Source organism: Streptomyces sp. M41(2017), from assembly GCF_002078175.1.
In the GTDB taxonomy this organism is placed as follows: domain Bacteria; phylum Actinomycetota; class Actinomycetes; order Streptomycetales; family Streptomycetaceae; genus Streptomyces.
This window is the reverse complement of the sequence record NZ_MWFK01000001.1, coordinates 3,898,829-3,923,074: the sequence shown is the minus strand read 5'-3', so window position 1 is coordinate 3,923,074 and position 24,246 is coordinate 3,898,829. Positions and strand designations below refer to the sequence as shown.

At 71.6% G+C, this 24,246-nt stretch carries 18 protein-coding genes; 4 read left to right on the top strand and 14 right to left on the bottom strand.

Going from position 1 to position 24,246, the window contains the following annotated elements; genetic code table 11:
- Positions 1-4 precede the first annotated feature (4 nt).
- The 3 genes from B0675_RS17345 to rimP all read right to left on the bottom strand — a co-directional run bounded on the left by B0675_RS17345 (position 5) and on the right by rimP (position 1,883).
- Positions 5-283, bottom strand: a complete 279-nt coding sequence (locus B0675_RS17345; RefSeq protein WP_081219724.1) for a YlxR family protein — start codon at positions 281-283, stop codon at positions 5-7.
- Positions 284-384: 101 nt separating this feature from the next.
- Positions 385-1,383, bottom strand: coding sequence for a transcription termination factor NusA (gene nusA / locus B0675_RS17340; protein ID WP_081219723.1), 999 nt, complete (start codon positions 1,381-1,383; stop codon positions 385-387).
- A gap of 2 nt (positions 1,384-1,385) precedes the next feature.
- The gene (gene rimP, locus B0675_RS17335; RefSeq protein WP_081219722.1) at positions 1,386-1,883 is read right to left on the bottom strand and encodes a ribosome maturation factor RimP; all 498 of its coding nucleotides are present in this window, start codon (positions 1,881-1,883) and stop codon (positions 1,386-1,388) included.
- A 252-nt stretch (positions 1,884-2,135) separates the two neighbouring features.
- On the opposite strand from rimP, the gene B0675_RS40575 reads away from it, so the two are divergent.
- Genes B0675_RS40575 through B0675_RS17325 form a run of 3 tightly spaced genes read left to right on the top strand, consistent with a single transcriptional unit; the run spans position 2,136 to position 4,183 of the window.
- A complete protein-coding gene (locus B0675_RS40575; protein ID WP_107482649.1) occupies positions 2,136-2,741 on the top strand; it encodes a hypothetical protein in 606 nt (201 codons plus the stop codon).
- Positions 2,738-3,211, top strand: a complete 474-nt coding sequence (locus B0675_RS40570; protein WP_107482648.1) for a ferritin-like domain-containing protein — start codon at positions 2,738-2,740, stop codon at positions 3,209-3,211. The genes B0675_RS40575 and B0675_RS40570 overlap by 4 nt, the downstream gene beginning before the upstream one ends.
- A gap of 39 nt (positions 3,212-3,250) precedes the next feature.
- On the top strand, positions 3,251-4,183 hold the full coding sequence (locus B0675_RS17325) for an aminoglycoside phosphotransferase family protein (protein WP_081221840.1): 933 nt from the start codon (positions 3,251-3,253) through the stop codon (positions 4,181-4,183).
- A gap of 110 nt (positions 4,184-4,293) precedes the next feature.
- On the opposite strand, the gene B0675_RS17320 is transcribed toward B0675_RS17325, so the two are convergent.
- The 11 genes from B0675_RS17320 to B0675_RS17270 form a co-directional block, all read right to left on the bottom strand.
- A complete protein-coding gene (locus B0675_RS17320; RefSeq protein WP_081219721.1) occupies positions 4,294-5,985 on the bottom strand; it encodes a proline--tRNA ligase in 1,692 nt (563 codons plus the stop codon).
- A gap of 71 nt (positions 5,986-6,056) precedes the next feature.
- A complete protein-coding gene (locus tag B0675_RS17315; protein ID WP_081219720.1) occupies positions 6,057-6,626 on the bottom strand; it encodes a GNAT family N-acetyltransferase in 570 nt (189 codons plus the stop codon).
- 97 nt (positions 6,627-6,723) lie between these two features.
- Complete coding sequence (locus B0675_RS17310) at positions 6,724-7,572, bottom strand: GNAT family N-acetyltransferase (RefSeq protein WP_081219719.1); 849 nt, start codon at positions 7,570-7,572, stop codon at positions 6,724-6,726.
- Between the two features lie 492 nt (positions 7,573-8,064).
- Positions 8,065-9,222, bottom strand: coding sequence for a flavodoxin-dependent (E)-4-hydroxy-3-methylbut-2-enyl-diphosphate synthase (gene ispG / locus B0675_RS17305; RefSeq protein ID WP_081219718.1), 1,158 nt, complete (start codon positions 9,220-9,222; stop codon positions 8,065-8,067).
- A gap of 208 nt (positions 9,223-9,430) precedes the next feature.
- Positions 9,431-11,344, bottom strand: coding sequence for a recombinase family protein (locus tag B0675_RS17300; protein ID WP_179165315.1), 1,914 nt, complete (start codon positions 11,342-11,344; stop codon positions 9,431-9,433).
- A gap of 184 nt (positions 11,345-11,528) precedes the next feature.
- Entirely contained in the window at positions 11,529-12,833 is a 1,305-nt protein-coding gene (locus tag B0675_RS17295) for a site-2 protease family protein (protein ID WP_081219716.1), read from the bottom strand.
- Positions 12,830-14,086, bottom strand: coding sequence for a 1-deoxy-D-xylulose-5-phosphate reductoisomerase (dxr, locus tag B0675_RS17290; RefSeq protein ID WP_081219715.1), 1,257 nt, complete (start codon positions 14,084-14,086; stop codon positions 12,830-12,832). The genes B0675_RS17295 and dxr overlap by 4 nt, the downstream gene beginning before the upstream one ends.
- Positions 14,087-14,568: 482 nt before the next feature.
- Positions 14,569-16,500 carry an acyl-CoA dehydrogenase family protein gene (locus B0675_RS17285; protein ID WP_081221839.1) on the bottom strand — a complete coding sequence of 644 codons (1,932 nt, stop codon included), beginning with the start codon at positions 16,498-16,500 and terminating at the stop codon, positions 14,569-14,571.
- A gap of 233 nt (positions 16,501-16,733) precedes the next feature.
- Entirely contained in the window at positions 16,734-18,179 is a 1,446-nt protein-coding gene (locus B0675_RS17280; RefSeq protein ID WP_081219714.1) for an aldehyde dehydrogenase family protein, read from the bottom strand.
- A 225-nt stretch (positions 18,180-18,404) separates the two neighbouring features.
- A complete protein-coding gene (locus B0675_RS17275) occupies positions 18,405-20,063 on the bottom strand; it encodes a PucR family transcriptional regulator (RefSeq protein ID WP_081219713.1) in 1,659 nt (552 codons plus the stop codon).
- Positions 20,064-20,272: 209 nt separating this feature from the next.
- On the bottom strand, positions 20,273-22,417 hold the full coding sequence (locus B0675_RS17270; protein ID WP_081219712.1) for an ATP-binding protein: 2,145 nt from the start codon (positions 22,415-22,417) through the stop codon (positions 20,273-20,275).
- A 354-nt stretch (positions 22,418-22,771) separates the two neighbouring features.
- Here B0675_RS17270 and gabT point away from each other — a divergent pair, with 354 nt between their 5' ends.
- Positions 22,772-24,106, top strand: coding sequence for a 4-aminobutyrate--2-oxoglutarate transaminase (gene gabT, locus B0675_RS17265; RefSeq protein ID WP_081219711.1), 1,335 nt, complete (start codon positions 22,772-22,774; stop codon positions 24,104-24,106).
- Positions 24,107-24,246 lie beyond the last annotated feature (140 nt).

The window sequence follows — 24,246 nt, the reverse complement described above, 5'->3', positions numbered from 1 at the left end:
CTTCTTACGGTGTTGCCTGCTCGACGTGGAGGCGAAGAGCCGCGGTGTCGAGCGGTCCCGGAGCGCGCAGCGCCCGTGGGATCGCCCGGCGGCGGATCGCCAGGTCGAGACAGACCAGGGCGGAATGCACGTACGCACCCCGGCCGGGCAGCGTACCGCGATGATCGGGGACGCATTCGCCCTCGACCGCCACGATGCGCAGCAAGTCTCTCTTGGCCGCTCGCTCCCGGCACCCCACACAGGTGCGTTCAGGGCATGCGCGGGCTCGCGTCCGGCCAGACACTCTTAAGTCTACCTCCCCGTAACGACCTCACCCCTTTGGGGCAAGAATCGAACGGTTGTTGTCGTGATCCAAGCCACTCGTGGCGCGGATCTATTCCCCGATCACTCGCCGTGCTGGTCGGCAGGCTGTTCGGTGTCCGGACGGATGTCGATCCGCCAGCCCGTCAGACGGGCGGCGAGGCGGGCGTTCTGGCCCTCCTTGCCGATCGCCAGTGACAGCTGGTAGTCGGGCACCGTCACGCGCGCGGAACGGGCGGCGAGGTCGACGACCTCCACCTTGGAGACGCGCGCCGGGGAGAGCGCGTTCGCCACCATGTCCGCCGGGTCGTCCGACCAGTCGACGATGTCGATCTTCTCGCCGTTCAGCTCGGCCATCACGTTGCGCACCCGGCCGCCCATCGGGCCGATGCAGGCGCCCTTGGCGTTCAGGCCGCTCCGGGTGGACCGGACGGCGATCTTCGTGCGGTGGCCGGCCTCGCGGGCGATCGCGGCGATCTCGACGGAACCGTCGGCGATCTCCGGAACCTCCAGCGCGAAAAGCTTCTTCACGAGGCTGGGGTGCGTGCGCGAGAGCGTCACCGACGGACCGCGGACGCCCTTGGCCACCCGCACGACGTACGAGCGCAGGCGCAGCCCGTGCTCGTAGGTCTCGCCGGGAACCTGCTCCTGCACCGGCAGGATGGCCTCCAGCTTGCCGATGTCGACGAGCACGTTCTTCGGGTCGCGGCCCTGCTGGACCACGCCGGTGACGATGTCGCCCTCGCGGCCCGCGTACTCACCGAGGGTCGCGTCGTCCTCGGCGTCCCGCAGACGCTGCAAAATGACCTGCTTGGCGGTGGTCGCGGCGATCCGCCCGAAGTCGGACGGGGTGTCGTCGAACTCGCGCGCCTCCTGCCCCTCCTCCAGGTCCTGAGGGTCCTCCTTCGCCCACACCGTCACGTGGCCGGTCTCCCGGTCGAGCTTGACGCGCGCGTGGCGGCGGCTTCCCTCGGTGCGGTGGTAGGCGATGAGGAGGGCCGACTCGATCGCCTCGACCAGCAGGTCGAAGGAGATCTCCTTCTCCCGCACCAGACCCCGCAGGGCACTCATGTCGATGTCCACGGCTACGCCTCCTCTTCCTTCTTGTCCTTGCGGCTGAACTCGACCTGCACCCGGGCCTTGGCGACGTCCTCGAAGGCGAGCCGGCGGGCGGTGGGCTTGCGCCCCTTCACACCCGGCACCTCGACGTCGAGTCCGTCGTCCTCGACGTTCAGGATCCGTGCGATCAGGTCGTCGCCGTCCGCCAGCTGGAACTTCACCAGCCGGTCGGTGGCACGTACGTAGTGGCGGTGCTCCTTGAGCTCGCGCTCGGCACCGGGGGTTCCGACCTCGAGGGTGTACTCGCCCTCGCCCATCGCGTCCGTCTCGTCGAGCTTCGCCGAGAGCGCGCGGCTCACATCGGCGATCGCGTCCAGGTCGGCACCTTCGTCCGAGTCCACGACGACGCGCAGAACACGCTTCCGGCCGACGGACTCCACTTCGATCTCTTCCAGATCGAGTCCCTGGGAGGTCACGAGCGGATCCAGCAGTTCTCGCAGCCTCTCGCTCTGGGTCGTGCTCATCCGGGTGACTCCTCGGCCGCGTCTGCTGTTGTGGGTTGGTCGCGTGTCAGGTCAAAGGGTATCCGGTCGCGGAGGGTGTTGCCGTCCACCGGTGCCTGCGCTCCCGCGCCGGGAGCCGCGGAAGCGGGGGCCACGGGACACCTCACCGACAGATGGGAGAGAGCCGCTGGACGATGATCGGCTTCGGCGCGGGTACCGTGATCACGGGCAGCTCGCCCATACATTCGTACGAGCCCTCCGAGGACGTCTGTCGTGCCGTTCCCTCTCTCGTCACGCACCCCGTCGGGTCCGCGCCGCAGGACCCTGCTCGCGGCCGCCGCGGGCACCTTCGCCCTCGCGGGCTGTTCCGCCGACGAGCCGTCCGGCGACACGACCGGCGGCAGCCGCCCCTCGCTCGCCGACCGGGCACGCGCGCGTGCGGCCCGCGACAGTACGACCCTCGCGGGCCGGTACACCGCGGTGATCGCCGCGCATCCGGACCTGGAGAAGAAGCTCGCCCCGCTGCGGGCGGACGTCGTCGGGCACGCACGGGCGTTCGGCGCGGGCAGCAGCGCGGGCTCGTCGGCGTCCCCGTCCGCCTCGGCCTCCGGCGCGGCATCCGGGTCGGCCTCGGATTCGCCCACCGCTTCCCCTTCCGGTTCGGCTTCGGCTTCGGCGTCGGCGTCGGCGAGTGCGTCGTCCGACGTCGCCGCGCGGCCCGAGGACGCCCTGTCCGAGCTGGCCACCGCCGAACTCGCGCTCGCGGACGAGCGGACACAGGCCCTGGTCGAACTCCCGGGGGAACTGGCCAGGCTGCTGGCCTCGGTGGCGGCGGCGGGCGCCGCCCACGCGTATCTGCTGACGGAGGCGGCCAAGTGAGCAAGCGGGACAGGACAGAGGAAGCCGAACTCAAGGCCCTGCAGGCCGCCCTGGCCGCCGAGCACGCCGCCGTGTACGGCTACGGCGTCGTCGGCGGCAAGATCGGCGAGAAGCGGAGGAGCGACGCCCGGGCGGCGTACGACGCCCATCGGGCACGCCGTGACGCGCTCGTGCGGGCGGTGAAGGACCTCGGCGGCACGCCCGAGGCCGCGTCGGCGGCGTACGTCCTGCCGTTCCCGGTGACGGACTCCCCCACCGCCGTCCGGTTCGCGGCCGAGCTGGAGGAGCGGGTGGCCGCCGTTTACTCGGACCTCGTCCGCGCCACGACGGGTGATCAGCGGCGCACCGCGGCCGGGGCGCTGCGCGAGGCGGCGGTCCGGGCGGTGCGCTGGAACGGCGAGAGCGTAGCCTTCCCTGGGCTCGCCGAGCGGGCGGGCACCCCGACGCCCACGGCGTCCTCGCCGGCGTAACGCGACCTGGAAGGAAACATCTCGCGCATGGACTCGCGCATGGTCTTCGAACCGCCACAGCGCCTTCTGCGGGCACTCGGCGAGAACAGGCGGAGCGGGTCACAGGGGGCCGACGGGGCCGAGGCGTGGCTGGAGAAGCTGCCCGAGCTGGCACAACAGGCGCTGGAGCAGCGCGAGTTGGCCGCCGAGCGGGTCCAGGCGCCGGGCGGCCGCAGCAGCCTGGTCGTGCTGGTGAAACAGGCCGACCAGACGCCCGCCGTACTGAAACTGGCCCCGGACCGTGCACGCCCCGAGAGCGAGCGGGCGGCACTGGCGCACTGGGACGGCCGCGGCGCGGTGCGTCTCCTCAATCCCGGTGACACCCACGGCGTCCTGCTGCTGGAGCGGCTGCACCCGGACGTGTCCGTGCGGACGCTGCCCGAGGCGAAGGCCCTGCTGGAAGCGGCCGGGACGCTGCGGCGGCTGTGGGTCGAGCCGCCCGCGGGCCACGTCTTCGAGACCGTCGCGGACCGGACCGGGCGGCAGGCCGAGGCGATGCGCGCCGCGGTGGAGGAGGAGCCGGAGGGCGACGCGGAGATCGGCGCGCTGGTCGACGCCGCGCTCGCGGCCCGCGACGACCTGCTGGCGCAGCCGCCCGAGACGCGGCTGCTGCACGGCACCTTCCGGCAGAGCAAGGTGCTCGCCGGGGAGCGCACCCCGTGGCTGGCCGTCGGACCCGACCCGGTGGTCGGCGAGTGCGCCTTCGACCTGGCCCGGCTGGTCCGCGACCGGGTGGAGGACCTGATCGCCTCGCCCTCGGGAGCCTCGATCACCCGGCGCCGCATCAAGCGCCTCGCCGAGTCCCTGGAAGTGGACCAGGAACGCCTGCGCGGCTGGACCCTGTTCCGTGCGGTCGAGTCGGGCGTACGAGCGGGCCGGGTGGGCCGCCCCCGCGACGCCGAACTGCTGCTGGAGTTCGCCGGCTGGGTGTGAGCGGGCGCCCTCCCCGACGCGGGGCCCGGCGTGGCCGGTGCGCGGAGAACAGCGCGGCGGCGCCCGTCGAGCCCCGGACCGGGGCTCGACGGGCGCCGCCCGGGTTCGGACTAGGCCGTCAGACGGGCGATGGCCTCGTCGACGGTCAGTTCCTCGCGCTCGCCGGTACGGCGGTCCTTCAGCTCCAGGACACCCTCGGCCGAGCGGCGGCCGGCGACCAGGATCTTCGGTACGCCGATGAGCTCCGCGTCGGTGAACTTCACGCCCGGCGAGACACCGGCACGGTCGTCGACCAGGACCCGGACGCCCGCGGCACCCAGCTTCTCCGACACGTCGAGCGCCAGCTCGGTCTGCAGCGCCTTGCCGGCGGCGACCACGTGGACGTCGGCCGGAGCGATCTCCTTGGGCCAGCACAGACCCTGCTCGTCCGCCGACTGCTCGGCCAGGGCGGCGACCGCACGGGAGACACCGATGCCGTACGAGCCCATCGTCACGCGGACCGGCTTGCCCTGCTGGCCGAGGACGTCGAGCTGGAAGGTGTCGGCGTACTTGCGGCCGAGCTGGAAGATGTGGCCGATCTCGATGGCCCGGTCCAGCTTGAGGCCGGTGCCGCACCGGGGACAGGGGTCGCCCTCTTCCACGACGACGACGTCGAGGTAGTCGTCGACCTCGAAGTCACGGCCGGCGACGACGTTCTTCGCGTGCGTGTCCGCCTTGTTGGCGCCGGTGATCCAGGCGGTGCCGGGCGCGATGCGCGGGTCGGCGATGTAGCGGACCTTCTCCAGGCCCTGCGGGCCGACGTAACCCCGTACGAGGTCGTCGCGGCCCTCGAAGTCCTCGGCCGTGACGAGTTCCACGACGGCCGGGGCGAGGTGCTCGCCCAGCTTGCCGAGGTCGACCTCGCGGTTGCCGGGGACGCCCACGGCGACGATCTCGCCGTCGACCTTGACCAGCAGGTTCTTCAGCGTCGCGGAGGCGGGCACGCCGAGGTGCTCGGCGAGCGACTCGATGGTGGGGGTGTCGGGGGTGTCCAGCTCCTCGACCGGGCCGTGCTCCCCGGAGACCGGCGTGAGCGCGAACGTCACGGCCTCCGTGTTGGCGGCGTAGTCGCAGGAGGGGCAATCCGCGAAGGTGTCCTCACCGGCGGCGGCCGGCGCGAGGAACTCCTCGGAGGCCGAGCCGCCCATGGCGCCGGAGACGGCGGACACGATGCGGTAGTCGAGACCGAGGCGCGCGAAGATGTTCTGGTAGGCCTCGCGGTGCAGCCGGTACGACTCGGCGAGCCCCTCGTCCGTGGTGTCGAAGGAGTACGAGTCCTTCATGTGGAACTCGCGCCCGCGCAGCACTCCGGAGCGCGGACGGGCCTCGTCGCGGTACTTCGTCTGGATCTGGTAGAGCATGACCGGCAGGTCCTTGTACGAGGACGCCTGGTCCTTGACCAGGAGGGTGAAGATCTCCTCGTGCGTCGGGCCGAGCAGGTACTCGCCGCCCTTGCGGTCCTTGAGGCGGAAGAGCAGGTCGCCGTACTCGTCCCAGCGGCCCGAGGCCTCGTAGGGCTCCTTGGGCAGCAGGGCCGGCAGCAGGACCTCCTGGGCGCCGATCGCGTCCATCTCCTCGCGGACCACGCGGGAGATGTTGTCGAGCACCTTCTTGCCGAGCGGCAGCCACGTCCAGATGCCCGCGGAGTTGCGTCGCACGTAGCCGGCGCGGACGAGCAGCTTGTGGCTGAGCGTCTCGGCGTCCGCCGGGTCGTCACGCAATGTCTTGACCATCAAACGGGACATGCGCTGGACCTGGGCCATGATTCTCGACTCCTGCTGCGTAAGGGTGATGCCAGGAGGTTAGCCGGGGGGCGGCCGGTCCCGGAAATCCGTTAACGGTGACGCAGCGGCAGCGGGGCGCCCATCACGGCGTACGGCTTGGGGGCGCTGGGGAACAGGACCTGCTGGGCGAGGTCCTCGTAGCCGAGGGAGCGGTAGAGGCCGCGGGCCGGGCTGTCGACGTCGATCGCGGAGAGGATCGAGCGGGGCTCGGTGGCGGTCGCGGTGATGCCGGTGATCAGGGCGCGGCCCACGCCACGGTTCTGGAACCGCGGGTGGACGTGCAGTTCGGTGATCACGAAGGAGTCGTCGAGCCAGCCCTCCTGGCCCCGCGCGCGCAGGTACGGCTCGACGACGGTGGACCACCAGTGGCCGCGGTCGTTCGGCATGCCGTAGACGAAGCCGACGAGCCGGCCGTCGACGGTGGTCGCGCCGAGCGCGTGCGCTCCCGGGTACGTGAGGTGGCGCAGCACGATCTGACGGCGTACGGCGATCTCCTCGGAACCGAGCCCGAACGCGAGAGCCTGCACGGCGAGCGCCTCGTCGACGCGCGCCGCGAGATCCAGCGGGCCGACGGCCACGTCGTCGGAGTTGCGGTGGCCGTGACCGGGAAAGCGCAGCATGCGGGGAGACTACCTGGCGAACCGTGGGACGCGTGAGGTCTGCGGGAGCCGTCCGCGGAAGCGGTGTCCGGCGTCGGCGGGGGCCGGCGGCCGGGTGTCAGAACAGGACGCTCATGAACGCGCCGACCTCTTGGAAGCCGACTCTGCGGTAGGTGGCGCGGGCCGCGGTGTTGAAGTCGTTCACGTAGAGGCTGACGACGGGGGCGACGTCGGCGAGGGCGTAGCGCAGGACGGCGGCCATGCCGGGGGCGGCCACGCCCCGGCCGCGGTACTCGGGGGCCACCCAGACGCCCTGGATCTGGCAGGCGTGGGCGGTCGCGGCGCCGATCTCGGCCTTGAAGACGACCTTGCCGTCCTGGTCGAGGCGGGCGAAGGACCGGCCGGAGCCGACGAGTTCGGCCACCCGGGCCTGGTAGAGGAGTCCGCCGTCGCCGGCCATCGGCGAGACACCGACCTCCTCGGTGAACATCGCCACGCACGCCGGCATGATCGTCTCCATCTCGTCCTTGCGGATGCGGCGGACGAACGGATCCGGGGTGACCGCTGCGGGCAGCCGGTCGGTGACCATCAGGGGCTGGTGGGCGCGGACGTCGCGGGCCGGGCCCCAGCTCGGTTCGAGCAGCCGCCACAACTGGGCGGTGGGTTCGGCGGGGCCGACGATCGAGGAGCAGCGGCGGCCGCCCCGGCGGGCCCGGTCGGCGAAGCCGCGCACGGCGCGCGGGGTGGCGCAGATCGGCACGAGGTTGGCGCCCGCGTAGCAGAGGGACTTCAGCATGCCGTCCTCGTACCAGCCCCACATCTCGCCGCCGAGCCGCCACGGATCGAGGCCCGCGACCCGTACGCGGGAGGCGACGAAGGCGTTCGCCACCGGCTCGCGGTCGAGGACGGCGAGCGCGGCGTCCAGGTCACTCGGTTCGAGGACCCTGGTGGTGGTCTGGGTCAACACGTGCGGGGGCCTCACCCTGGGGTCTGCTGATCTCCGCACTGTACCTGCCGTGGTTGTGACCCGCCGCCCCTTGTTCCCGGGTTCCCCGGGGAGGCCTGGACCCTCCGGGTGCCCGGTCCGGCCGGTGCCGTTTCGGTCGCACGCGCGTGGGGGCTGGTCGCGCCGTTCCCCGCGCCCCTGGATGTCCCGGCCCGTCGGAGGGCCTGACGGACACCCCAGGCGGAGCGGCTGCGCCCCGGGGTGTTCGGCCGCGGGTGCGTGGGGGTTGCTCGCGCCGTTCCCCGCGCCCCTGGTTCGTACGCCGAGCGCCGGCTTCACGAGGACCGGCGGGGAGCCCGACCCCCCGGGCCGTTGTGGCCGCGGATGCGTGGGGGCTGGTCGCGCCGTTCCCCGCGCCCCTGGATGTCTCGGCCGGGCCGGGGCCGAACGGATTCGGCGGAGCGGCCGGGGCCCCGGGCGGCCTGACCGCCCGGGGTCGAACGTGGGGCCGGGTCAGCCGGCGACCGAGACCGACGGCTCGCCGGAGGTGATGCCGTCGGCCTCCATCTGCTCGGCGAGCTTCATCGCCTCTTCGATGAGGGTCTCCACGATCTTCGACTCGGGGACGGTCTTGATGACCTCGCCCTTGACGAAGATCTGCCCCTTGCCGTTGCCGGAGGCGACGCCGAGGTCGGCCTCGCGGGCCTCGCCCGGGCCGTTCACGACGCAGCCCATGACGGCGACCCGGAGCGGGACCTCCATGCCGGTGAGGCCGGCGGTGACTTCCTCGGCCAGCTTGTAGACGTCGACCTGGGCACGGCCGCAGGACGGGCAGGAGACGATCTCCAGGCCGCGCTGCTTGAGGTTCAGCGACTCCAGGATCTGGAGGCCGACCTTGACCTCCTCGACCGGCGGGGCCGACAGGGAGACGCGGATGGTGTCGCCGATGCCCTCGGAGAGCAGCGCGCCGAAGGCGACGGCCGACTTGATGGTGCCCTGGAAGGCCGGACCGGCCTCGGTCACGCCGAGGTGCAGCGGGTAGTCGCAGGCGGCGGCGAGCTGGCGGTAGGCGTTGACCATGACGACCGGGTCGTTGTGCTTGACCGAGATCTTGATGTCGCGGAAGTCGTGCTCCTCGAAGAGGGAGGCCTCCCACAGCGCGGACTCGACGAGCGCCTCGGGGGTCGCCTTGCCGTACTTCTGGAGCAGACGCTTGTCGAGGGAGCCCGCGTTGACGCCGATCCGGATCGGGGTCCCGGTGTCCTTCGCGGCCCGCGCGATCTCCTTGACCTGGTCATCGAACTGCTTGATGTTGCCGGGGTTCACACGGACGGCCGCGCAGCCCGCGTTGATCGCGGCGAACACGTACTTCGGCTGGAAGTGGATGTCCGCGATGACCGGGAGCTGCGACTTCTTCGCGATGGTGGCGAGCGCGTCGGCGTCGTCCTGCGTCGGGCAGGCGACGCGCACGATCTGGCAGCCGGACGCGGTCAGCTCGGCGATCTGCTGCAGCGTGGCGCCGATGTCCGACGTACGCGTGGTGGTCATCGACTGCACCGAGACGGGAGCGTCTCCGCCCACGGCGACGCTTCCGACCTGGATCTGTCGGCTCTTGCGGCGCTCGGCCAGCTTGGTCGGAACGGACGGCATGCCGAGAGAAATCGCAGTCATCTGCTGTGCAACCCCAAGTCGTGGATCAAGTGCTGGTCCCGTGAGCAGCGGGCTCCAGGATTTGAGATTACGGCACGGAAGTGTACGGAGGCACATGACGTCCTGCGGTCCACTCGATGACGTTGTATGGCGACCGGCCCGACATGGAGACGGTTCCCCGCGGGCAGCCTGTCCGGATGCGGACCCGGTCGGGCCGATCGCCGTCCTCTCAGGCGATCTGTTCGGTATCCAGTGCCGTGCGGATCAGGAGCGGTGGCAGAGGTCGCCGAAAGACCGGCGTTCCGTGGCCCTCCTCATTGAGCAGCCTCATGATGGCCTCCCAGGCACCGCTCTCCAGCCACACTCGCTGCCTGGCCCGGACGTTCACACGGTCACCGAACCGCGTCGGCAACTCGCTCCAGAGGATTCCGCTTCGCAGCCGGTGGAGCATGCCCTTTAGGGCCGCTCGCAGGTCGAGCGGCGACCTGAAGTGATGAGCGGGAAACCAGGAGCGGAGGAGCACTTCGACACGGTTCCACTGGGCATCGCTGGGATCGGGAGGAATGAGTTCTCCGGTGCGCTGATGCCATCGCGTCGTCAGGCAAGTCGTTCCCTCCCGGTATCGGAACGTCGGGTCGGCCACCTCGACGCGCACGTCGGGCAGTTCGACGAGACGGCGCTGCTCGCGAGGCGGAAGGACCCGCATGTCCGGGGTGAGCGAGGCGAGCACAGCGAGCAGCGGGGCGTCCCGAAGGATGCCGGACTCGAGCTCGTGCAGCCAGATCCGGGCATGGGCCGCGATCCGACCGAGTGTCCCGAGATCCGATTCGATCTGCCGGACGGCAGCAGCGACGAGGTGAACCGGCGCTGTCGTCCCGCGGACCTCCTGGAGGTCCTGACGGCGCTCCGCCGTGAGCCGGTCGAGCAGCGCCACGCGCGCGCCGTGCCTGGCCAACCGCATCGCAGCCACCGACGCGGGCGCTCCCGGCCTGGACCCCGCCGGCATCGAGGCCAGCACGCCGTTGACCCGCTCCGCCATCTGCTCCTCCGCATGCGCGGCCGGGAGGAAGACGCAGCCGCACGACCTCGTCCCCTGCATTCCGGAACACCGGTAGGTCCGGAGGCCGTCCTTGCCTCGCAGGCCTCCGACGTAAGGAAGTCCGCATCGTCCTCGGATGCGACCCGTAAGCGGATATTCCGCGATGGGATTCCTGCGTGGCCGGCTCATCGCGGCCAGTGCCTCGCCCACCGCCTGGACCTGGTCGACCGTGAGAATCGGGGGCAGTGCGAGGGAGACGCTCTCACCGTGGACGGGCCGTCCGTCGCTGTCGACGCTGGTGCAGTGGCCACCCCACTGCCGATCGGTGCGGCGAAAGACGGCCTGGCCGAGAAAGCTTCCGCTGCCCAGCCGACGGCTGAGGTTCGACGGTGTCCATTGCCTTCCGCTTCGGGTGCGGACACCACGATCGTTCAGCTCCGTCGCCACCTCTTTGAGGCTCCGCCTGCCCTCGGTCAGGAGGTCGGCGATCAGTGTCACCACACCGGCTTCCGCCGGGTCCACTTCGAGAACGGAACCGAAGGTCCCTTTTCCCGCGAGCCGGTATCCGTACGGAGCGGGTCCGCCCGGCCATCCACCCGCGACAGCCTTGAGCTGTCGACCCGACTGGGTCCGGGTGACGATGCGGCGGTAGTCCGCCTCGACCTCCCGCGCCAGGCGATCGATCGTGAGCCACCGGTCGATGCCGGGGTCCCCGAGGGGTTCGACGCAGCACTCCACCTGGGCCCCGGCATCCTCGATCTGCCAGATGCAGCGCCAGATGGCGGCCTCGGTCCGGCCCAGACGATCCAGTCGATGGACTGCCACGCGTTGCACCTGCCCCGTCGCGATGTCCTCGATCAGCGCATTGAAACCGGGCCGGGAGTCCGTCGAGCCCGTCGAGCCCGATGCCCCGTCGTCCTGTCGGTACTCGACGAGGTGCCACGTCGAATGTCGTTCCACGTACGCCTGGATGGCCTGCCGTTGGACGGGAATCCCGTAGCGGTGTCGCTGTTCGGTGGTCGACACCCTCATGTAGGCGGCTACTCCGATCGTCTCGGACTCGGCAGGGTTGTGGTCGGTGTGCGCCGCAGTACCTTGCTGCATGTCAGTCCTCTCCAGACTGGCCGGACCCCAGGGTGTTGGCGCACCGCTGGGGTCACCCATGAACAGGAGGAACGTACGAAGACCGCGCAGGTGAAGAAGCCGAGAAGCCCCGCTCTTCACCCGTGTGAGTTACATGGGTGAAGAGCAGGGCTTCGGCGGCCGGTCGGCCCGGACGAGTACTCGGTCAGCTGATGCGGACCGGGTTAACGACGTCCGCGATGAAGACGAGGATCGTGAAGCAGACGAAGACTCCGGCCACCACGTAGGCCACCGGCATCAGCTTCGCCACGTCGAACGGGCCGGGGTCCGGCCGCTTCAGGAGCTTCGCCGTGTTGCGCCGCAGGGACTCCCACAGGGCCCCCGCGATGTGTCCGCCGTCGAGCGGCAGCAGGGGGAGCATGTTGAACAGGAAGAGGGAGAGGTTGAACCCGGCGACCAGCAGCAGCATCATCGCGACCTGCTGCGACGCGGGGATGTCGAGGGTGAAGACGTCACCGCCGATGCGTGCCGCGCCGACCACGCCCATCGGGGAGTCGGCCTTGCGCGGGCCGTCGCCGAAGGCCGCGTTCCACAGGTCCGGGACCTTGCCGGGCAGGGCGACCAGCGATTCGACGCCGTTCTCCATCATGTCGCCCATGCGGGTCACGGACTGTCCGAAGGACTGCTCGACGATGCCGGAGGCGGGCGTGAAGCCGAGGAAGCCGGCGTACACGTACTTGCCCTCGACGTAGCCGCCGTCGCCGTCGGTCTTGCTCACCTGGTTCTTGATCAGGTGGGCGTTCAGGTCGACGCGCTCGCCCTTGCGCTCGACGGTGATCGTGACGTCCTTGCCGGGGTTGGCCCGGATGTCGGACTGGAGGGCCGCCCAGTCGGTGACCGGCTTGCCTCCGAACGCGACGATCTTGTCGCCGCCCTTGAGTCCCGCGGCCTTGGCGGGCGCGGCCTCGTCGTTCTTCGCGCACTTCGTGCGGTTCTCGCTCTGCTGGATGACGCAGTCCGAGACCTTGCCGACCGTGGTCGTCTGGGTGTTCACGCCGAACGTCATCATCACGCCGAGGAAGATCACGACGGCGAGGATCAGGTTCATGAAGGGGCCGGCGAACATCACGATCACGCGCTTCCACGGCTTGCGCGTGTAGAAGAGGCGTGTCTCGTCGCCGGGCTGCAGTTCCTCGAAGGCCGCCGACCTGGCGTCCTCGATCATGCCCCGGAAGGGTGACGTCGAGCGGGCCTCGATGCGTCCGTCCGGGCCGGGCGGGAACATCCCGATCATGCGGATGTAGCCGCCGAGGGGGACCGCCTTGACGCCGTACTCCGTGTCACCCTTCTTGCGCGACCAGATGGTCGGGCCGAAGCCGACCATGTACTGCGGCACACGGATGCCGAACAGTTTGGCCGTCGACAGATGCCCCAGCTCGTGCCACGCGATCGAGATGAGCAGGCCGACCACGAAGACGACTATGCCGAGGATCATCATCAGGGTCGTCATGCACGAGCCTCCGCGGTTGTCGTCCGTACCGTCAGTTCACGAGCCCGGGCACGCGCCCAGGTCTCCGCTTCGAGGACGTCCGCGACGGTCAGGGAAGTTCCCGTCCGCGGTGTGCCGTGTTCCTCGACCACCCGCGTGACGGTCTCCATGATCCCGTTGAACGGCAGGGTGCCGTTCAGGAACGCGTCCACGCACTCCTCGTTGGCGGCATTGAACACCGCCGGGGCCGTCCCCGCGAGCTGCCCCACGTGCCGGGCGAGCCCCACGGAGGGGAAGGCCTCGGTGTCGAGCGGGTAGAACTCCCAGCTCGACGCCTTGGTCCAGTCGAAGGCGGGCGCCGCGTCCGGGACGCGCTCGGGCCAGCCGAGGCCGATGGCGATCGGCCCCCGCATGTCGGGGGGCGTCGCCTGGGCGATCGTCGAGCCGTCCGTGAATTCCACCATCGAGTGGACATACGACTGCGGGTGCACGACCACCTCAATGCGATCGAAGGGAATGTCGTAGAGGAGGTGCGCCTCGATGACTTCCAGTCCCTTGTTCACCAGGGTCGCGGAGTTGATCGTGATGACCGGTCCCATGGCCCAGGTGGGGTGCGCGAGCGCGTCGGCCGGTGCCACGTCCGCCAGCTCGGCCTTCGTACGGCCGCGGAAAGGGCCTCCGGAGGCGGTGACGACGAGTTTGCGGACGTCCGCGCGGGTGCCGGCGGCCAGCGCCTGGAAGAGGGCGGCGTGCTCGGAGTCGACCGGGATGATCTGGCCCGGCTTGGCGAGGCCCTTCACCAGCGGGCCGCCGACGATGAGCGACTCCTTGTTGGCGAGCGCGAGGGTGCGGCCGGCCTCCAGGGCGGCGAGCGTGGGCGCGAGGCCGATGGAGCCGGTGATGCCGTTCAGGACGGTGTGGCAGTCGGAGGCGGCGACCTGGGTGGCGGCCTCGGGTCCTGCCAGGATCTCGGGGAGGGGCTCGCCCGGGCCGTACTGGTCGGCGAGTGCCTCGCGCAGCGCCGGTACGACGTCCTCGCGCGCGACGGCGACCGTCCGCACCCGGAGCCGGTGGACCTGCTCGGCGAGCAGGGCGACCCGGCCGCCGGCGGCCGAGAGCGCGGTGACCCGGAACCGGTCGGGGTTGCGCAGCACCAGGTCGATGGCCTGGGTGCCGATCGAACCGGTGGAGCCGAGGATCACGACATCGCGGGCTCCGTCCACGGGGTCGAAGACGAGATGCGGATCAGCGAGGGGGGCTGGACTGTCGCTCATCCCCCCATTGTGGCCGCATCGTGCCCCCGGCAGGACAGGGCGTCCCCCATTCCCGCTCGTTCCCACCCGATTCCGCCGGTGCGACCGGGCGGGGGGTGGTGCGGAGCGCGAGCGTCCGGCGGTGCCGTCGGCTGTCGGGATCCGTTCGCGCGCGGGTGTCCGCCCGGTCTTCCGGTCCTTCTGCTCCGCAGGTCAGCGTGTACGGCGGTGCCTGGGGTGCTGTTCCGGAGCCGGGCGCGTGCCCTGGTGTGTGGGTCGTTCGAGGGGGTCGGCGCGGCCGGTGCGTGGGCGGGTTCTCCGGGTGAGCGAACGCGCCTTCGACCACGCCGTCCGCCGTGTCGGGCGGCGGTGCGGCGTGGTCGCGGCCGGCGTGGGTCATCGGACGGGCAGCGCCGGCCGGGGAGCCCGGTTCGGCGCCCTCTTCGAGGGACCCGGTGGTTCGAAGGACCCGGTGGTTCGAGGGACCCGGGGGTCGGGGGTGGTCAGCGGATGGGGCGGTGGACGTTCTCGCGCTCGCTGGGTCCGGGGGTCGCGTCGGCGATCCAGGGGCCTTCCCCGGACGGGTCGACGACGCCTTCCTCCAGCCAGGTGTACGTGCCGGACAGGACGCCCTTGACCACGGTGCGGTCGAGGTCGTCGGTGTTGGACCAGAGGCGTCCGAAGAGTTCCTCCACGCGGATGCGGGACTGCCGGCAGAAGACGTCGGCGAGCTGGTAGGCCTCGCGGCCGTGGTCGTCGGTGCTGCGCAGGAGTTCGGCGCGGACGCAGGCGGCGCTCATCGCGAACAGTTCGGCGCCGATGTCGACGATCCGGCCGAGGAAGCCCTGCTTGGTCTCCATCCGGCCCTGCCAGCGCGACATGGCGTAGAAGGTCGACCGGGCGAGTTTGCGGGCGCTGCGCTCGACGTAGCGCAGGTGCGGGGAGAGGTCGACCTCGTGCTTGAACTCGGCGAAGGAGTTCGGGAGCTGTCCGGATCCGGCGACCAGTTTCGGCAGCCACTTGGCGTAGAAGACGCCGGCGTTGGCGCCCGCCTTCGCCTTGTCCGAGAGGGACTTCTCGGGGTCGATGAGGTCGCCGGCGACGGAGAGGTGGGCGTCGACGGCCTCGCGGGCGATCAGCAGGTGCATGATCTCGGTGGAGCCCTCGAAGATCCTGTTGATGCGCAGGTCGCGCAGGATCTGCTCGGTCGGGACGGCGCGCTCGCCGCGGGCCGCGAGCGACTCGGCGGTCTCGAAGCCGCGGCCGCCGCGGATCTGGACGAGTTCGTCGGCCATCAGCCAGGCCATCTCGGAGCCGTACAGCTTGGCGAGGGCGGCCTCGATGCGGATGTCGTTGCGGTTCTCGTCGGCCATCTGCGAGGACAGGTCGAGGACCGCTTCGAGGGCGAAGGTGGTGGCGGCGATGAAGGAGATCTTGGAGCCGACGGCTTCGTGGAGTGCGACGGGCTTGCCCCACTGCTCGCGGGCCGCGGACCATTCGCGGGCGATCTTCAGGCACCACTTGCCGGCGCCCACGCACATCGCGGGCAGGGAGAGCCGGCCGGTGTTGAGGGTGGTGAGGGCGATCTTCAGGCCCGCGCCCTCGGGGCCGATCCGGTTGGCGGCGGGGACCCGGACCTGGTGGAAGCGGGTGACGCCGTTCTCCAGGCCCCGCAGGCCCATGAAGGCGTTGCGGTGCTCGACGGTGATGCCTTCGGAGCCGGCCTCGACGACGAACGCGGTGATGCCGCCCTTGTGTCCTTCGGACTTCGGGACGCGGGCCATGACGACGAGGAGGTCGGCGACGACGCCGTTGGTCGTCCAGAGCTTCACTCCGTCGAGGACGTAGTCGTCCCCGTCGCGCACGGCGGTGGTGGCGAGGCGCGCCGGATCGGAGCCGACGTCCGGCTCGGTGAGCAGGAAGGCGGAGATGTCGGTGCGGGCGCAGCGGGGCAGGAAGGCGTCCTTCTGCTCCTGGGTGCCGAACTGCTTGAGCGGCTGCGGTACGCCGATGGACTGGTGGGCGGAGAGCAGGGCGCCGATGGCGGGGCTGGCGGAGCCGACGAGGGCGAGCGCCTTGTTGTAGTACACCTGGGTGAGGCCGAGGCCGCCGTATTTGGTGTCGATCTTCATGCCGAGGGCGCCGAGTTCCTTGAGCCCGTCGATCGTCTCGTCCGGGATCTGTGCCTCGCGTTCGATGCGGGCCGAGTCGATCTTCGTCTCGCAGAAGTCGCGGAGTTTGGCGAGGAACTCCTCGCCGCGCTGGGCGTCCTCGTCCGCGGGCATCGGGTGCGGGTGGATGAGGTCGAGGCGGAAGCGGCCGAGGAAGAGTTCCTTGGCGAAGCTGGGTTTGTGCCAGTCCTGTTCGCGTGCGGCCTCGGCGACCTGGCGTGCCTCACGTTCGGTGACTGTGGGCTGTTGGGGTGGTGCGGACATGAGGCTCACCTCGCCGCGCATAGGGGACACGGGACATTTCGTTACCGACCGGTGCTACTCGATCGTATGTACCCGTGTACCCGATTCCCTGTCACCCCACCAGCCCTCACGCGGCGTTCGGCCCAATGCCGATCGCGCCCCGGGAGGGCCGGGGGCGGACACGCCGACGGCCTGAGCCCCCGCACAGTGGGCTCAGGCCGTCGGCTTCGGTGTGGTCTCGCCGGTGTCCTCGGTCAGAGGGCGAGGCCGGTCAGGACCAGTACGCGCTCGTAGGTGTAGTCGTCCATGGCGAAGCGGACGCCCTCGCGGCCGACGCCGGACTGCTTGGCGCCGCCGTAGGGCATCTGGTCGGCGCGGTAGGACGGGACGTCGCCGATGACCACGCCGCCCACCTCCAGGGCGCGGTGGGCACGGAAGGCGGTCTGGAGGTCGTGGGTGAACACGCCCGCCTGGAGGCCGTATTTGGAGTTGTTGGCGGCGGCGAAGGCGGCGGCCTCCCCGTCGACCTTGTGCACGGTGAGGACCGGGCCGAAGACCTCCTCGCAGGAGATCGTGACGTCGGCCGGTACGTCGGCGAGGACGGTCGGCGCGTAGGAGGCGCCGTCGCGCTTGCCGCCGGTCAGGAGGGTGGCGCCGGCGGCGACGGCCTCGTCGACCCAGGACTCGACGCGCTCGGCGGCGGCCTCGCTGACGAGGGGGCCGACGTCCGTCGTGGCGTCGGACGGGTCACCGGTGACCTGGGCCTCGACGGCGGCGACGATGCGGGGCAGCAGGCGGTCGTAGACGGTGGCGTCGGCGATCACGCGCTGCACGGAGATGCAGGACTGGCCGCCCTGGTAGTTCGAGAAGGTCGCGATGCGCGTCGCGGCCCAGTCCAGGTCGGCGTCGCTCGCGAAGTCGGCGAGGACGACGGCCGCGCCGTTGCCGCCGAGCTCCAGGGTGCAGTGCTTGCGCGGCACCGAGTCCATGATCGCGTAGCCGACCTTCTCGGACCCGGTGAAGGAGATGACCGGGAGGCGCTCGTCCTGGACGAGGGCGGGCATCTTGTCGTTGGCGACCGGCAGGATGCTCCACGAACCGGCGGGCAGCTCGGTCTCGGCGAGCAGGTCACCGATGATCAGGCCGGACAGCGGGGTGGCGGGCGCCGGCTTCAGGATGATCGGGGCGCCGGCGGCGATGGCCGGGGCGATCTTGTGGGCGCACAGGTTGAGCGGGAAGTTGAAGGGCGCGATCCCGAGGACGACGCCCTTGGGGAAGCGGCGCGTGAGGGCGAGGCGGCCCTGGCCGCCCTGGTCGGTGTCGAGCCGCTGGGCCTCGCCGCCGTTGAAGCGGCGGGCCTCCTCGGCGGCGAACCGGAAGACGGAGACGGCGCGGCCGACCTCACCCCGGGCCCACTTGATCGGCTTGCCGTTCTCGGCGGAGATGAGCTGCGCGATCTCCTCGGTGCGCTCCACGAGGCGGCGCGAGACGTGGTCGAGGGCGGCGGCGCGCACGTGGGCCGGCGTGGCGGCGAACTCGTCGCGCACGGCGTGGGCGGCGGCGACGGCCTCTTCGACCTGGGCCTCGGTGGGCACGCTGACCTGGCCGACGACCCGGCCGTCCCACGGCGAGGTGACGTCGAACGTGGTCTCACCGGTGGCCTGGCGGCCGGCGAGCCAGAAGGCGTGAAGGGAAGTCATGTCGGGTCCCGGCCCTTCCGTGGTTGGGGGGTGGAGCGGGCGGTCTTGCCCTGTCCGGGTCCACGGTAGGGCCGCGGGCAGCGGGGGTCGTTTGTCCGACGCGTAGCAGTCGGGCCCCTGGGTGCGCCGGATTGGCCTGGTCGTGAGAGGGCTCCTCGCCCGCCGGGTCCCGGACGACGCCTTCCTCGTCCGGACAGCGTCTCGGCCCGCCGGCGCGGGACCGCCTCACTCCCCCGTCGCGGCCGTCGTCTTCAGGGCCAGCCAGAGTTCCATTCGGACGTCCGGGTCGTCGAGGGAGCGGCCGAGGATCTCCTCGACGCGGCGCATCCGGTAGCGCAGGGTGTGGCGGTGGACGCCCAGGTCGGCGGCGGCTGCGTCCCACTGGCCGTGGCGGGACAGCCAGGCCCGCAGTGAGGCGACGAGGTCTCCGCGGCCGGTGGCGTCGTGTTCGTGCAGGGCTCGCAGGAGTCCGTCCGCGAAGGCGCGTACGGCGTCGTCCGCGAGCAGGGGCAGCACGGATCCGGCGGCCAGTTCCTCGTGCTCGACGAGGAAGCGACCGCGCCGCCGGGCGACGGACAGGGCCTGTTCGGCCTGCTTGTAGGCGGCGCGCGCGGCGATCGGACCGGCGGGGGCGGAGAGCCCGACGACGAGTTCGTCCTCGTCCCCTGCGGGCTGCTCGCGCTGTGCGGCGCGGGCGGCCTCCAGCACCACGGCGTAGTCCCCGCAGGCGGTGACGGCGGAGCCGCCGTCCACGGCGAGCACGACCAGGCGCTCGCCCTCGGGCACGACGAGCACGGACTCCCCGGCGCGGGCGGCGGCGGACTCGACGACCTCGGCGAGGCCGCCCAGCGGGTCGCCGTTGACGTCGGGCACGGTGACGGCGGCCTTGGCGGGGGTGGCCGTGCCCACGCGCGCGTGGCCGTCGGCGTGGGCCCGTGCGGCGGACCCGGACGCCGACTCGGCGATGATCAGCCGGAAGGGGGCGTCGAGGAGCCCGCCGTACAGGTCGCCCGCGACGGCCCGGGCGTGGTCGGGTTCCCCGGCGAGCAGCATCCGCAGGACGGCCGCGCCGATGCGCTGCTCGGCGGCGTGCAGCGACCGGGAGCGTTCGGTGGTGAGCGTGAGCAGGGCGATGGCCGAGTGGACGGCGTAGCGCTCGGCGGTGCCGAGGGCGGCGGCGGTCCCGACGGCGAGCGCGGCGCGCGGCCTGCGTCCGGTGCCGAGGGAGTGCAGTTCGACGCGGTCCTCGCCGCCCACCACCGCGCTGGCCGGCGCGGGCCGCTCCCGCAGTCGTTCCACGTCCGGGGTGAGCCGTGCGGCGCGGCGTCCGGCCCATTCGGGCGCCGTGGCGACGACGGCGCCGGACGCGTCGTACAGCGCCGCCCAGCCGTCGACCTGTCCGGCGAGCGCGGCGAGGAGTCCCTCGGGGCCGTCGGTGAGGGCCTGCTTGGTGAGTTCGCGCTGGGCGGCGAACCCGGCGGTGACGGCCCGGTACTGGTCGGCGGCGATGGCGGCGGAGACGGCCTTGCTGATGGCGAGGAAGGGGGTGCGCCGGGGCACTTCGAGGAGGGGCAGTCCCTCCTTCTCGGCGGCCTGGACGAGGGCCTTGGGGATCTCCTCGTAGTTGACCCCGACGGCGAAGCCCAGTCCGACGACTCCGGCGCCGGCCAGCCGCTTCACGTAGCGCTGCATGACGTCGGGGTCGTCCGCGTCCAGTTTGAGCGCGGTGATCAGGAGGAGTTCCCCGCCCTCCATGTAGGGCACGGGGTCGGCGAGCTCGCTGACGTGCGCCCAGCGGACGGGCACGTCCAGCCGGTCCTCACCCGCGCGCACCGTGAGCTTGAGCGCGGAGTGGTGGACGAGCGAGGCGAGCGTGGGGGGCATGAGGCCTTCAGGTCAGGTCTGTGTGATCTCTGTGATCCCAGGGCGGATCCGGTGTGATCTCTGTGATCTTTTGGCCGCCGCGTATGAACGACCTGTGTCGATTCTGCCTCACCGTACGGTAGCCGCGTGACCCCGCGCCCATACGTCCAGCTCAGCGGCGTCGACCTGCGCCCCCGGGTCCCCGTGCCGCCGGCGCACGTTGAGGCGGGTCAGCCGCGCAGGTCGACCAGCAGCGGTGGCGCGTGCTCGCCCTTGACGCTGGTCAGCGACAGCACCGCGTGCCCGGGCGGCACCCCGTGGGCCAGCTCGGACGCGGACCAGCGCTCCCGTTCGACCTGCCGGACGGTGACGGCGCGGGCGGTCGGCGCGTTCCCGGTGATCACCCGGCGCAGCATGTGGACGGCCTTGCCCGCGGGTGTCTCGGCGATGATCTGCCGGTCGGTGACGTCGCGGGCCTCGATCCACTCCTTGCCCCAGACCTCGGCGAAGTCCTGGCCGTCCCAGGGGGTGAGCCCGGACAGCGCCATGCGGCAGCCGATGGCACCCAGCAGGGGGCTGCGCAGGGCGCGCGGCGCGTCGTCGAGGGTGCGCAGGGTGAGGACGGCCCCGGCGTTGCCGGAGCGCAGCCGCTGGATGCCGCGGACGGCCTCGGGGGTGATGACGCCGGTCGCGTCGTCGAGGACCAGGCAGGCGAACAGCGACCGGTCCTCGCGCACCGCGACGCTCGCCGAGAACTGGGCGAGCACCAGGCGGGCGAGGATCCGGGAGGCGTCGGCGTGCCCGCGCGCGGGCAGGTCGATCCGGACCCGCACCGGGTGGTCGAGGGCGCGCAGCGAGAACGGCCGGGACTGTCCCGAGGTGTCGAAGAAGCCGGCGAAGGCGGGCCGGTCGAGCAGGGCCACCCGGTCGGCGAGGACGCCGCCGACGTCTCCGGGGTGCCCGGTCTGGCGTTCGCGGGCGTCGAGTTCGCGCAGGAGCGACGCCTGTCCGGCGTCCTCCAGGCCCTTGCGGAGCGCGTCGAGGGGGCCGCGGGCGCCGTCGAGCAGCTGGCGCAGCTCGGGCACGGAGGGGAACCTGCCGTGGACGGCCCGGAAGGGGCCGAGCAGCTGGGCGAGCACGGTGGTGGAGCGCCTGCTGTCGCCGCCGGGGTGCGGGTCGGCCAGGTCGCCGACGAGCGCCTCGGCGAGCACCGCGGCCGCCTCGTCGGGGTCGGAGGTCCCGCCGTACAGGTCGAGGTCGTAGACGGAGTCGGGATGCCCGATGCGGACGACGACGTCGTACGCGTCGACGGGGCCGAGTCCGGCACCGGCGGCGCCCACGACGACCACGGCGGCCCGTCCGGCGAGCGCGTGCAGGCACAGCGACTCGGCGAGCGGCCAGACGATTCCGCCGGTCTTGCCGGATCCGGGGGGCCCGACGGCGAGCAGCGAGGTGCCCAGCAGGTCGGGTCCGAGGCCGAGGCCGGTGCCGCGGTAGGCGTAGGGGTTGCGGGCGTCGTCGGCGGTCGTACCGAGGCGGACCTGTCCGGTCACCAGGTCGTGGCGGGCGAGGCGGCCGGGCAGGTCGCGGGCGCCGGAGGGGTGCAGGCATGCGGCCGAGCCGTCCTTCATCACCGCGCCGGTGAAGGTGGCGAGGCTGTGCCGTCCGTTGCGTACGCCTTGCCAGGCGCGGGTGATCCGGGCGTGGTCGACGTCGCGCATCAGCCCGCAGCGGGCCTCGGCGGCGAGCCGGTCGGCGGCCTCGGTGGCGCCGGCCGCGCGGAGCTGATTCCACTGGACGGGGTCGTCCTCGGGGGCCGGCGTGCGCTCGTTCACCGGTGCGGTGCCTCGCCAGGCGGGCGGTCCGTAGCGCCGCCAGATCTCGTTCCAGCGGCCGAGCCGTCCGACGACGACCATGATGATCAGGGCGATCAGCGTGTAGTAGCCGTACCAGAGGAACGCGTTGCCGACGCGGTCGCCGCTGTGCCGCCAGGAGTCCGGGGTGAACAGTTCGAGGGGCAGGACCCACCAGCCGCCGAGGTAGCCGTTCCAGAGCAGCGACCAGACCAGCCATCCGACCAGGAAGGCGATGACGGCGCCGCTCAGCAGCTGACGGGCCGGGATCTGTTCGGGTTCCTCCTCCGGCCGCGGGTGGTGGCCGAAGCGCCACACGCCCGGAGCGGCGTCCGGCCGGGGCGCGCGCACCCAGGCCACGAACTCCGACCCGTCCGGCAGTGGCGGCATGCCGGGGGCCCGTGCGGGCCGGGGAGGGGCGGCGGGCAGGTCCGGTGCCGGCCGCCCGTCCGGCGGCCCTGCCGGACGCGGTACGGGGTTGGCATGCGTGCCCCGCGCGTCCTGGGTCCCGTCGCTGTTCATCGCCCTTGCCCCCTGACCAGCCGCTCCGTGCTTCGTCCGCGGGTCAATCTAGTGCCCCTGCGGGGCGAGTTCACCGTTTACACGGCCGGGCCCGCCGCGCGGACGGGTCACCGGCGGTTTTGCGCCTCCCCGTCCTGCTCCGCACGCGGCCCTATGTCCACCACGGACAAGCGAATCGTCCGACAACGCCCACATGGAGCATGCCGACGCCCCCTCCTCGGCCCTAGCCTGCGAAGAAAGAAGGAACAGCAGGACCGCGAAGCGGGACCAGCGTCCGCCGGGGCAGTCGATGGGACCCCACCGTCACCGCCGCCCACAGCCCACCCCCGTCTGCACGATCTCAGGGAGCCCCTCATGACCGCACTTCCGCAGGAGCGCCGCGTCGTCACCGCCATCCCCGGCCCGAAGTCGCAGGAACTGCAGGCCCGACGCACCGCCGTGGTCGCGGCCGGTGTGGGATCGGTGCTCCCCGTCTTCACCACGCGCGCCGGCGGCGGGATCATCGAGGACGTCGACGGCAACCGTCTCATCGACTTCGGCTCCGGCATCGCCGTCACGTCGGTCGGCGCGAGCGCCGAGGCCGTCGTGCGCCGGGCCTCCGCCCAGCTCCAGGACTTCACCCACACCTGTTTCATGGTCACGCCGTACGAGGGTTACGTGGCCGTCGCCGAGGCGCTGGCCGAGCTGACGCCGGGTGACCACGCCAAGAAGTCCGCGCTGTTCAACTCGGGTGCCGAGGCCGTCGAGAACGCCGTCAAGATCGCCCGCGCCCACACCAAGCGCCAGGCCGTCGTCGTCTTCGACCACGGCTACCACGGCCGGACGAACCTGACGATGGCGCTGACCGCCAAGAACATGCCGTACAAGAACGGCTTCGGTCCGTTCGCGCCCGAGGTCTACCGTGTGCCGGTCGCCTACGGCTACCGCTGGCTGACCGGCCCGGAGAACGCCGGCGCCGAGGCGTCCGCGCAGGCCATCGACATGATCAACAAGCAGATCGGCGCGGACAACGTCGCCGCGATCATCATCGAGCCGGTGCTCGGCGAGGGCGGCTTCATCGAGCCCGCGAAGGGCTTCCTGCCGGCCATCAGCCAGTTCGCCAAGGACAACGGCATCGTCTTCGTCGCGGACGAGATCCAGTCCGGCTTCTGCCGTACCGGCCAGTGGTTCGCCTGTGAGGACGAGGGCATCGTCCCGGACCTGATCACGACCGCCAAGGGCATCGCGGGCGGTCTGCCGCTCGCCGCCGTCACCGGCCGCGCCGAGATCATGGACGCCGCGCACTCCGGCGGTCTGGGCGGCACCTACGGCGGCAACCCGGTGGCCTGCGCCGGTGCGCTCGGCGCCATCGAGACGATGAAGGAGCTCGACCTCAACGCCAAGGCGAAGAACATCGAGGCGATCATGAAGGCCCGCCTCGGGGCCATGGCGGAGAAGTTCGACATCATCGGCGACATCCGCGGCCGCGGCGCCATGATCGCCATCGAGCTGGTCAAGGACGCGGCCACCAAGGAGCCCAACGCGGAGGCGACGGCCGCGCTGGCCAAGGCGTGCCACCAGGAGGGCCTGCTGGTCCTGACCTGTGGCACCTACGGCAACGTCCTCCGCTTCCTGCCCCCGCTGGTGATCGGCGAGGACCTCCTCAACGAGGGCCTCGACATCATCGAGCAGGCCTTCTCCACCCTCTGAGGCCCCATGCCCCGCGGCGCCGGACCACCGGAGCTCCACCACGGGGTGGATTCCGCTTGGTTCCGGCGCCGCGGCGTACCCGGTCGGGGCGTGTGAAGAACGTGTGCGAGGTGCATGACGGGACGCGATTCCGCCTGTCG